Here is a 10,448-nt window from a genome sequence, read left to right on the forward strand (position 1 = left end):
CCGTGGTTATCCCCCTCCTAAAGGCAAGTTCCCAAGCATTACTCACCCGTCCGCCGCTCGTCAGCAAAGTAGCAAGCTACTCTCTGTTACCGCTCGACTTGCATGTGTTAGGCCTGCCGCCAGCGTTCAATCTGAGCCATGATCAAACTCTTCAGTTTAAAGTGTTTAATCGACCCATTGAATCAATGACTTAATAAATCTAATTTGTTAAGCACTTTTCCAATCAGTCAGGTGGTCAATCTAAAGACCTTTTTTGCATCCGAAGATGCGTCTCTGCCTGAATCCGGTAAGTGCCCACACAGTTTGCTTGGCTTGGTATATTGTTAAAGAACGTTCGCTTACTTCGCTGAAGTAGCGGCTTGCATCTCTGCAAGCAAGGCCGCGTATTTTACAGCCTCGAAGTTTTGTGTCAAGCCCTTGGGCTAATTTTTTTCAGACTCAAAACTTGTGCTTTTGGCGACTTCGTTGTCTGCCTCAAGCGTGGGGCGCATTTTAGAGATTTAACTGGCTGCGTCAAGCGCCTTTTTCACATTTTTAGGTGTTTTTTTGCCGACTGCTGTTTTTGTGAACGAAGCGCACAAAAAAAGCCCACCGAAGTGGGCTTATTAGTTAAAAAGTAATCAGTTCTTACTTTTTACCATTACCTTTGCCATTACCTGGGCCTTTGCTACCGCCATCGTCACCACCGGTGTCACCGCCACCCGTGTCTCCGCCAGTAGAACCACCACAGCCATTGGTAGTTAGGTAATCAACAGCATCTTTCGCTTGCACCAAGCCGTGACCATACATAGTGTCTCGCCCAGCGGCACCTAAATCTTTAGCGGTGGCTGCTAATGCATTACGAATATCGTCGTTAGAACAAGTCGTGTGATGTGACCATACTAATGCAGCTACACCAGCAACATGAGGCGTCGCCATTGATGTACCATCAAAGTAAGCCCAGTCACTGTCAGTTACACCAACTGTTGTGTTGTTGCCAATTTGCCCTAACAAGGCTGCACCATCGGTATCGCTAACACCAACAGCTGGAATTGATGCAACATAGTCACCCATAGTCCCTAATAAAACACCAGGCTCATTGTTATAAACAACAGTACCAACACCACCGCCCGCTTCACAGGCTTGTACTTTTTCAGCAAATGACACAACGCCGCGCTCAATCAAACAAACTTTGCCTGCTGCGTCTTGGCACGTTGAGTCACCTAAACCACAGTTCGCTAATGCACCTGTTGCCTGAGTACGTGCTGTACCTTCCATTGCCAATGCTTCAAACGCCGTACCCGCAACAGTTAGTTCAACTTTCTCGCCGGTTCCGCGTGGAACTGATGACAATACAGAAACACCAGGGCCTGCTAATTCAACCTGATCGGTTTGCTGTGAAAATGCAGCATGCTGTTCAGAAGCATCAACAGCAGCTACAGATACAACCGCGTCATAAGACGCAGGATATGAATGACGAGTGTTGCCGTCGTTACCCGCCGCAGCGATGCTAAGAATACCGGCTGCATTTAACTGAGCGAATGCGCGTTCTTCTGTGCGGTTTGCACGTGAACCACCTAAGCTCATGTTAATTACATTTGCGCCATAATCAGCACATTGTTCAGCAGCGGCCATTAATGACGAAGAATATGCCCAACCAGAAGCTGAGAATACTTTCACAATATGAAGATTTACCTGGCCGTTTGGCATAACACCCACAACGCCTTCGCCATTAGATAGAGCAGCGATGGTGCCGGCTACGTGTGTACCGTGACCATTTTCATCGGTATACCAAGTACCGGTGCCTGCGTCATTCACACCAGTTACACCTGAAGTTTGCAGATCTGGATGACCCATGTCATAGCCCGAGTCAATAATACAAACCGTACGTGTACCAGCTGCACTGTCAGATACCAAGTCAGCCTGTACCATTTCGATACCATATGGCTTACCCGGTTCCCACTGGGTGCTCAGAATTTCACGTTTTTCATCAGGAGTGACACTGATTACATTTGGATTATTCATTAAGCCATGAATAGCTGAATGCGGAACTTCAATCGCCATGGCGTTGAATCGTTTGAATTGCTGTTTGATCTTGTCTTTGTCTTTATCGCCGTCTTTGTTGTCATCTTTACCATCCCAATGACCATCAGCGTCTTCATGAAGAGCAGCTTCAATTAAATGCTTGGAACCTGGCTTGAATTCGACAATAACACGCTCTAGTGCATCTCCTGCTTTACCATGAGCATGAATAGCTGTACTAACAGCTAATGAAAGTGCTGCTAATGTTAGCGCACCGACTTTGGTAGCTTTAGACATAGATTTAACCTTTATTATAGTTTTCTAATTGTTGTTCTTTATAATTTAAGTTGTTTTCGCAACGTTATTTTTTAAGTCGCGACTCTGCATCTTGTAACATTTTGTAACTATGCGCAATGTTATATCGTCAATTTATTGTAAAGATTTATCGCTTCAGCTCGCTGTGGACTTTTTATCCCGCATCGTTACAATGCGCGCTCACTTATTTTAGGAGACGTTATGGCACACCTAACGACGAACCCAGCTGACTATCAACGCCAACTCGATGAAAAGGCTCAGACTTTGACGGCCATGCTCGCTCCTTTTTATAACAGCCCTGTTGCAGTGTTTGCGTCGCCAGAAGAGTTTTACCGCATGCGGGCCGAGTTCCGCGTTTGGCATGACGGCGACGACCTGTACTACATTATGTTTGATCCCGAAACTCGGGAAAAAATTCGCATTGACTCATTTCCGGTAGCAAGCCAGTTAATTAATCAACTGATGCCGGCCGTGCTCGACTACATTCGTTCACGCCCTGAGCTTAGACAAAAACTATTTCAAGTCGAGTTTTTAACTAGCACCACCAATGAAGCATTGATCTCAATGCTGTATCACCGTCAGCTTGGCGCTGAATGGGAAGCTTCTGCGCAAGAATTGCGTCTGTTTTTAGGCCAGTTTGGCAGCATCGATATTGTAGGTAGAGCGCGGAAGCAGAAAATTTGTCTCGATAAAGATTGGATTACCGAGACGTTGAACATTGAAGGAAAGAAATTTCAATTTCAACAGGTTGAGAATAGTTTTACGCAGCCTAATGCAGCGGTAAATCAACACATGATTTCATGGGCGCTGTCGGCAACTGCGGATAATGTGGCAAACAAAAATACCGACTTACTTGAGCTATATTGTGGAAATGGTAATTTTAGCCTGCCGCTTGCGCAGAACTTTCGCCAAGTACTGGCAACTGAAATAAGCAAAACCTCGGTTAACTCTGCGCGCTACAACTGCGAATTGAATGCCATCGAGAATGTAACCTTGGTGCGCATGTCAGCTGAAGATTTCAGTGCCGTTATGGCCGGTGAGAAAGAGTCGCGCCGCGCGGAAGAGGCGAACTTGAGTAGTTTTGACTGTCAAACGGTGCTGGTTGACCCACCACGGGCCGGTTTAGATGAGGACACCGTTGAGTTGGTAAGGCAATACGAGACCATTGTGTATATCTCGTGTAATCCGGAAACTTTAGTCGATAACTTAAAATCTTTGCAGCGCACTCATGAGGTTACTCAGGCGGCATTGTTTGATCAGTTTCCGTACACCCACCATATGGAAGCTGGGGTGTTGCTTAAGCGGAAACTGTAACGGGTTTGATTTGGCGCACTAAACGCAAATTGACCCAGTGGGCAGCAATGATTAACCCTGCACCGACGAGGATAACAACGGGTTCGCCCATTTCGCCTAGGCTATCTTTGTGCCAATACACAAAGCCACCGAGCAGCAGCATGACAAACGGGTAAAATTTTGCGTGTTTACGAATACCTGCTGATAAGGCGATAATTCCAAGTACAATACTAGTACCTAAAATAACGCGCTCAAGTAGTTCTTCACCGATAAACGACAAACCGATTAACGACAGCAACGGCAGAATTACAGGCAGCAGCAAGCAATGCAGCGCACACAGCGTGGTCACCCACATTCCTGTTTTATCTAATGAGCGTTGTGTCATAACGGTTCCTTACGACCTGATTCAGCGGTTTGTTATAGTATAACATTACTTAATCAGGCGCAAGAAATTGAGAAGGGTAACACTTGCGCAATGTCATCTTTTTTTGACTGCAACATCAACAAACGGTCAAAGCCTAATGCAACTCCGGCGCATTCAGGGAAGCCTGATTCTAATGCCGCAATTAAGCGAAAATCGGCCATGCGCTCAGGTTTCTGGTGTTGCTGGCGTAACACATTATCATGCTCAAATCGCTGCTGTTGCTGCGACGCATCTGTCAGTTCTTGATAGCCATTAGCGAGTTCAATACCACCGACATACACTTCAAAGCGTTTAGCAACGCGAGAGTCGTGACGACATAACTGCGCCAGAGCTGCTTGGCTAGCTGGAAAGTCATTGATAACTGTAATGCTCTTTGGGCAAAAGCTCGGCTCAATAATAACTGACATCGCTAGCTGCAACAGCGTATCGCGGTCATCTTCGCGCGCACTCAGTTCGGCAACGTGACTGTAATCTCTGAGTTTGGCTTTGATCTCAGCTACTGTTGCCGTTAGTGGGTCCAACTGCAGGGTTTGCAAAAAAGCCTGTTGGTAACTCAACTGGGTTACCGGCAAACTGCCGAGCGTTAATTGCAATAACGCAATCACCTCATCGATTAACTGCGTCATTGTGAAGCCAACCCGATACCACTCAAGCATGGTAAATTCAGGATTATGATGACGCCCCACAAGGTCATCCCGAAATACTTTACCCAGCTGATAAATGCTCGTTTGATGCGCAGCAACCAACCGCTTCATGGCGTATTCAGGTGATGTTTGTAAGAAAAACGGCAGCTTAGGAAACGCTTGTAATTCAGTGGTGAGATTTTCCAAATGAAGATCGGTGACGCCAAACCGGCTTAATAATGGCGTATCAACTTCTAATACATCGCGCTGGGAAAAAAAATCTCGCACAGCGCGAAACAATGCAGCTCTTTGTTTTAATGTCGCAAGCGTTGCGCTTGGACGCCAATTATCAGAGAGCTGCATACCTAAACTTATTTTTGTACGCGAGACACGTATTCGCCAGAGCGCGTGTCTACTTTGACAACTTCGCCGGTTTGTACGAATAGCGGCACACGAACAACAGCGCCAGTTGACAAAGTAGCAGGCTTGCCGCCGGTACCCGCTGTGTCGCCTTTCAAGCCTGGGTCAGTTTCAACAATTTCAAGCTCAACGAAGTTCGGCGGGGTTACGGCAATTGGATTGCCATTCCACAACGTCAATGTACAAACGTCTTGCTCAACCAACCACTTCGTCATGTCGCCTACAGCTTTCGCGTCAGCTGCTAGCTGTTCGAAGGTTTCGTTGTTCATGAAGTGCCAGAACTCGCCATCGTTGTACAAATAAGCTAAATCCATGTCGATAACGTCGGCACCTTCAACAGAGTCACCAGACTTAAAGGTTTTTTCAACAACTTTGCCGCTGATCAATTTACGGATGCGAACACGGTTAAATGCTTGGCCTTTACCAGGCTTCACCATTTCGTTTTCTAAGATGTTGCACGGTTCACCATCTTGCATGATTTTCAAACCGGCTTTAAATTCGTTTGTGCTGTAATTCGCCATAGCTTCCTCATATGCTTTCAAATTAAGCGATTTCGCCGGCAATAATAAACCATAACGGGGCAATTTTCAGGTAAAATAATTCGCGTTAATAAACATTTTCAAAGGGTGCCTGTGTTAAATCGTCAAATCGTACAAGTACGCCCTCAGTGGCAACAGGAACTCGCACAAGCCATTAGCGATCCATACCAACTGGCGGAAATTCTTGAATTGCCAAAGTCTTGGGCCGATCACCACGCCGCCGCTCGTGAATTGTTCCCATTGCGGGTACCACGATTTTTTGTCGACTTAATGCAACACAAAAATGAACAGGATCCCTTGTTGTTACAAGTTATGCCGAATGCGAATGAATTTCTGCAGCACCCAGAGTTCATTACCGATCCGTTACAAGAACAGCAAAGCAGCTATACGGGCATCTTGCATAAATACAGCTCACGCGTACTGGTGATTTTACGTGGTGGTTGCGCAGTAAATTGTCGATACTGTTTTCGGCGTCACTTTCCGTATGAGCAGCATCACTTTGGCCGCGAGCAGTTAACACAATTAGTCGCACTAGTGAAATCAGATACCGCCGTTAACGAGGTTATTTTAAGTGGTGGTGATCCGTTAATGGCTAACGATACGCAATTATCTAAAATTATAGATGCCCTAGAAGCGATACCTCATTTGAAACGTATTCGCATTCATACTCGCTTACCAGTGGTTATTCCTTCTCGGCTTACGAAAGAACTGTGCCAGCACCTGGCACGAAGTCGACTGCAAGCGGTAATGGTGTTACACATAAATCACCCTAATGAAATAAGCTCACTATTAAACACGCACCTGAATGATTTTCGCCGAGTCGGCATTACTTTGCTAAATCAGAGTGTATTACTAAAAGGCGTTAATGACAGCGCAGCCACTTTAGTTGAATTAAGTGAACGTTTATTTGATGCTGGGATAATACCCTATTACTTACACCTGTTAGACAAAGTTGCTGGTGCCAGTCATTTTGATATAGACGAAAAAAAAGCACGCAACCTGTTGATAAAGGTGCGTGCTCAAGTTGCAGGGTTTTTAGTGCCTCAGCTAGTTCGCGAAATTGCCGGCGAACCGAACAAAACGCCGATTTGACCGATTATTGTTTAAATGTGTCGCTAAACCAACGATCTAACAATTGCTTTTCGTAATACAAGTTATCGCGTCCGGTTGCCATTGTTGAACGACGCGTCGTCATAGGCGCTAAATTTTTTAATTCAATCATTTCGCCACTGGAAATCGTTTCACCTTGATCGTTCAAATATTCAAACGAAATTATCAGCTCAGGATAAGACAGGTCATCAAGTATACGTTGATGTGTACTTGCCAATGCGCCAAACGTCGGTTCAATGCGGCCGGCAATATCGACATCATTGAAAGTAACCGCCAATGAATTACTTGCAGGCAACTGTTCTGCCAATTTTTCAACGTGTTCCGTCAATGCTTTCATAACCGATTCTTCAAAGCGATCTTGCCGAGCATTTACCGCCTTAATATCAGTGAATGATTTTACGTCATCCCATTTCACTGTAACTTGGGCTGCGTGAGCTGATGATGACACAAGCCCGATTGACACACTCAAAACACCTATTACTAAGAATTTCATCGCATTCATACTATCTCCTTAGAACACTCTATCAGCACATTTTGCTGTACGTGTTTCACTAATTATTATCCTGTAAGATGCGGTGGACTCAAAGTTTGTGACAAATAATAAAGTGCCTGTGACCTTATCGGCCGGAAAAAGCGTGCAAATATTCTACGAGATGACTGTGTTATAAATGGGGTAGTTACACAGGGATCCTGAGTTGGCGACTCTATTTCTGAAGCTCTTCTCGTAGTTCCATAAGTAGCTTGCCAAGAACATTCTTACCACTACCATCGCCGCCGCAGCCCCAATAGTAGTCAAACGGAGAACTTTCTATAAGCTCTTTATTTTTAGTAGACAACAGAAGGTCCTTAGCTATTTTGTTGTGTGTAAATTTGCTTCTCAGGGCTGTCTTCATGACATTTATTTTAACATCTTCCCAATCACGCCTTATGGGGTATTCTCGACTTCTCCCCATATTCCTTGCATCTTTGGGAGTGAAAGCTAACCTGATTCTCTCTTCGTACAGTTGACCTTCAAACTTTTTTGCTTGGAAATAGTGCTCGACTGTCGACCAGTATTTTCCGTCGGCTTCGAACCCCAGCTTTGCAAAGTTAGACAATTCACCATACTTATCAGTGACTGTATAAAAATAGATTATGTCTTCCAATGCCTATCACCAAACTCAATTAAGTCATTTTCTTGATGCTTGGAAGGTTGATATGGTGAGCACAAAACTTTGATGAATTGTGATTTATCTTCCACGCTCATATCAACCCAGCTTTCAGTTTTCTGTATCCAGTTCTTAATACATCCATAGCCATGCCAATCTTCATTTAATTTGACTATTGATGCCCAGCTTTTGGCTTCATCGTGCTCACCATTTTCCGAAAGAGTTTGAATAATATTGGTAACAATCCTTTCTGACAAATCTGAAAGGATTCCACTGTACGGAATTGCTGAGTCTTCATGCGACTCTTTGAACTTTGCCTCGATGATGGCCCGGTGAAGGGCCATTAACTCTGATTCTTTAGTAATATTCATAATATCCAACCTAGAACGGATTCTGCCCCGAATAATTAATTTGTTTTATCTCGGAGCCAAGTTTCATTTTTCCTTGATGACCCCATTCGTATGGGTGGTTGGGAACTTGTTTTATGGAAACCCCCGGATTGGTTGAAAATGCAATGACGTAATTACCCTTGTTTGCATAGTCGCCCCATCCGCCAATGAACAACCTTTCGACAGCTTTAGCTGGTGCCATTTCAAATTTAGTGAGATACACAACCCCTTTCTTATTGGGGCGTATGGTATATCCATCATTCACGATGGCATTAAAGCCTTTTTCATCGGTGTAGTGGAACCACAAATCTTGCTTTTGTTCATCTGCGGTGCGGAGTTTGGTAAGGTCTAATGTGCCATCGCCCATTTTGGTTGGAGTGAGGGCCATTAAAATAATGTTCCCACCTTTACCTATTTTGACAAGCCATTTTCCTGCCGTTTTAGCAATATCACTAGCTGTTGTTCCAGTGCCAGATTCTGTACCTGCTCCCGGATTGGGTATTGCAAGGCCTCCTTGGGCATTTAAAACCCCAGCCCCTGCGGACATTGCATTTGCGACTGGTGTTTGATTTTCTACATTGGTACAACAGTAACCTCTACCGTTCGTCCTACCTTAACCTACTCATTTTCCCAACATCATCAATCCGTTACTAATGATTTCACAGTTGCCAATCATCATCAACAAAACTTGACCCCATGACGCCTTTTTCGTTGTTAGCATCATCATGAAATTAGTTTTTAAGCATTACTAGCAATCGCCAATGATTAAATAATTGGGTGCTGGGTAGTTAGATTGTTTGGATGGTTATTTATAACCAGACAATATCCATTCCCCTTTCGTCATATAGGTTTATAACTTTACTTCCATCGCTTGAAACTATGAATAACTCAGCCATGTAATATGGCTCTAAATCAAGATGCCTTGCTAGCTTAGCTCTGACTACATTCTCAAGCTCTGACTCGTTACAACTGTATGCTCTGACAAAACAATATAACTCGTCATTTTCATCATAAAACTCGGTAGCACCTATTGGGTTTTCCGTTGAAATACCACTCTTGTTAACCAAGCTTACTTCGTCTTCACTCAAATGGTTGTCAAATTCCTCAAACACCAATGCAATAAAAAATTCAGAATTACCAATCGCTTCACTTGAGCGAGAAATTACCTCTTGAACAAGTGCGTCTACCGAAGTTTGAGTAGAGTTTGGCAACTCTACTCGTTCGGCCTTTTCAAACCGATTAAACGGTCCTATTCTAAAAATCTTATTTACATCAACCTTATTTAATAACGGACTTAATACACCTAGCATGTTAATCACTCACCCTCTGAAATACACCTTTACTATCGAATATGCCAGTTTGCCTATTTCCATCCCTATCAAACATCTTCCAAGCATTGTCCGCTCTATGCCCCGCCTTATCTGGTGAAAAATAACTTTTTGTGGATTTGTCGTAGAAAACTGGATTCTTACCTGTGTGCTTTTGTATCGACTTCGGAATATCCTTGACCGGTTTGAAGCCTAAAGAAGACGCCTGAGCTCGCGCTTGCTTATTTGTCAGAGTTAAATGCTTACCCTGTCTGATTATTTGAGTTGCGGCCTCACCCGCCTTAGCAACACCAAGAACATGCGTAATTTTTGCACCTGCTGCTACTTGGTCTGCTCCCGGTACAGCAGATAAAACAGTAGATGCTCCTGATAACGACGCACCAACCATATCTCCTTGCGCTGCATACCAAGCGGTATCTATTGCATCAGCAGCGCCTCCAACAACAGGAACAGCACCCAGAACACCCAGCACGGTGTGCCCTATCTGCGAAAACAATCCATGTTCTACGGTTTGATTTTGTGCGCTTTGACTTTGATTGGTACTGTCGTTCTGCGAACCAATCTCAGAAGCTTCCTTCTGATTATTTGTTACGGGCGCCTGCTGCTCGTTGCCATTACTCGATAACTGAGCGTAATCTTGGGTTCTAGATATTATTCGGACGCCATTTATCGACTCATCAGTATCACAGTGTATCGATAACACACACTTGGCAATATACCCGCTCGGGTCTGTTCCCGCCAGCGGGTTGTTCATAATGTAAGAATACGGGTTCAGGCTTTGGCTGTTGCCCGGCGCTTGAATGAACGGGTCGACACTTAAAAAGCGGCCAAGATTGTAATCGTACACCCGACCGTTCA

General features: G+C 44.5%; 12 protein-coding genes and 1 rRNA gene. 2 read left to right on the forward strand and 11 right to left on the reverse strand.

Features of this window, described 5'->3' with window-relative positions:
* Both BM334_RS12480 and BM334_RS12485 read right to left on the reverse strand, forming a co-directional pair.
* A 16S ribosomal RNA gene (locus BM334_RS12480) occupies positions 1-158 on the reverse strand; the annotation flags it as partial.
* A gap of 469 nt (positions 159-627) precedes the next feature.
* Positions 628-2,298: a S8 family serine peptidase gene (locus BM334_RS12485; RefSeq protein WP_092842177.1), complete on the reverse strand. Its 1,671-nt coding sequence runs from the start codon at positions 2,296-2,298 to the stop codon at positions 628-630.
* A gap of 219 nt (positions 2,299-2,517) precedes the next feature.
* Between BM334_RS12485 and trmA the strand changes: the two genes are divergently transcribed.
* Positions 2,518-3,630, forward strand: coding sequence for a tRNA (uridine(54)-C5)-methyltransferase TrmA (gene trmA, locus BM334_RS12490; RefSeq protein WP_092842179.1), 1,113 nt, complete (start codon positions 2,518-2,520; stop codon positions 3,628-3,630).
* Here the strand turns inward: trmA and BM334_RS12495 are convergent.
* Genes BM334_RS12495 through efp form a run of 3 tightly spaced genes read right to left on the reverse strand, consistent with a single transcriptional unit; the run spans position 3,614 to position 5,597 of the window.
* Entirely contained in the window at positions 3,614-3,994 is a 381-nt protein-coding gene (locus BM334_RS12495; protein WP_092842181.1) for a MerC domain-containing protein, read from the reverse strand. The two genes, trmA and BM334_RS12495, sit on opposite strands and share 17 nt — an antisense overlap.
* A gap of 53 nt (positions 3,995-4,047) precedes the next feature.
* Positions 4,048-5,019: an elongation factor P--(R)-beta-lysine ligase gene (epmA, locus tag BM334_RS12500; RefSeq protein WP_092842183.1), complete on the reverse strand. Its 972-nt coding sequence runs from the start codon at positions 5,017-5,019 to the stop codon at positions 4,048-4,050.
* A gap of 8 nt (positions 5,020-5,027) precedes the next feature.
* Positions 5,028-5,597, reverse strand: a complete 570-nt coding sequence (gene efp / locus BM334_RS12505) for an elongation factor P (protein WP_092842186.1) — start codon at positions 5,595-5,597, stop codon at positions 5,028-5,030.
* A 111-nt stretch (positions 5,598-5,708) separates the two neighbouring features.
* Between efp and epmB the strand changes: the two genes are divergently transcribed.
* Positions 5,709-6,707 (forward strand): EF-P beta-lysylation protein EpmB, encoded by a 999-nt coding sequence (epmB, locus tag BM334_RS12510; protein WP_241971001.1) that lies wholly within the window; start codon positions 5,709-5,711, stop codon positions 6,705-6,707.
* Between the two features lie 4 nt (positions 6,708-6,711).
* On the opposite strand, the gene BM334_RS12515 is transcribed toward epmB, so the two are convergent.
* The 6 genes from BM334_RS12515 to BM334_RS12890 form a co-directional block, all read right to left on the reverse strand.
* A complete protein-coding gene (locus BM334_RS12515; protein WP_055438859.1) occupies positions 6,712-7,227 on the reverse strand; it encodes a DUF3016 domain-containing protein in 516 nt (171 codons plus the stop codon).
* Positions 7,228-7,429: 202 nt separating this feature from the next.
* Positions 7,430-7,870: a riboflavin biosynthesis intermediates N-glycosidase gene (ybiA, locus tag BM334_RS12520; protein WP_198677392.1), complete on the reverse strand. Its 441-nt coding sequence runs from the start codon at positions 7,868-7,870 to the stop codon at positions 7,430-7,432.
* Positions 7,858-8,244, reverse strand: a complete 387-nt coding sequence (locus BM334_RS12525) for a hypothetical protein (RefSeq protein ID WP_092842188.1) — start codon at positions 8,242-8,244, stop codon at positions 7,858-7,860. Before BM334_RS12525 ends, ybiA begins: the two co-directional genes overlap by 13 nt.
* 10 nt (positions 8,245-8,254) lie before the next feature.
* A complete protein-coding gene (locus BM334_RS12530; protein ID WP_092842190.1) occupies positions 8,255-8,809 on the reverse strand; it encodes a hypothetical protein in 555 nt (184 codons plus the stop codon).
* 262 nt (positions 8,810-9,071) lie between these two features.
* Positions 9,072-9,572, reverse strand: coding sequence for a DUF3885 domain-containing protein (locus BM334_RS12535; RefSeq protein WP_092842192.1), 501 nt, complete (start codon positions 9,570-9,572; stop codon positions 9,072-9,074).
* Between the two features lies 1 nt (position 9,573).
* On the reverse strand, positions 9,574-10,448 hold an 875-nt coding region (locus BM334_RS12890; protein ID WP_256209467.1), incomplete at its 5' end, for an RHS repeat-associated core domain-containing protein.

The organism is Pseudidiomarina donghaiensis (assembly GCF_900116895.1).
GTDB classification, from domain to species: Bacteria; Pseudomonadota; Gammaproteobacteria; order Enterobacterales; family Alteromonadaceae; genus Pseudidiomarina; species Pseudidiomarina donghaiensis.

Excerpts from the sequence above, each read along its gene's own strand:
- BM334_RS12485 (WP_092842177.1), bottom strand. The coding sequence starts at position 2,298 with ATGTCTAAAGCTACCAAAGTCGGTGCGCTAACATTAGCAGCACTTTCA.
- trmA (WP_092842179.1), top strand. The coding sequence starts at position 2,518 with ATGGCACACCTAACGACGAACCCAGCTGACTATCAACGCCAACTCGAT.
- BM334_RS12495 (WP_092842181.1), bottom strand. The coding sequence starts at position 3,994 with ATGACACAACGCTCATTAGATAAAACAGGAATGTGGGTGACCACGCTG.
- epmA (WP_092842183.1), bottom strand. The coding sequence starts at position 5,019 with ATGCAGCTCTCTGATAATTGGCGTCCAAGCGCAACGCTTGCGACATTA.
- efp (WP_092842186.1), bottom strand. The coding sequence starts at position 5,597 with ATGGCGAATTACAGCACAAACGAATTTAAAGCCGGTTTGAAAATCATG.
- BM334_RS12515 (WP_055438859.1), bottom strand. The coding sequence starts at position 7,227 with ATGAATGCGATGAAATTCTTAGTAATAGGTGTTTTGAGTGTGTCAATC.
- BM334_RS12525 (WP_092842188.1), bottom strand. The coding sequence starts at position 8,244 with ATGAATATTACTAAAGAATCAGAGTTAATGGCCCTTCACCGGGCCATC.
- BM334_RS12530 (WP_092842190.1), bottom strand. The coding sequence starts at position 8,809 with ATGTCCGCAGGGGCTGGGGTTTTAAATGCCCAAGGAGGCCTTGCAATA.
- BM334_RS12535 (WP_092842192.1), bottom strand. The coding sequence starts at position 9,572 with ATGCTAGGTGTATTAAGTCCGTTATTAAATAAGGTTGATGTAAATAAG.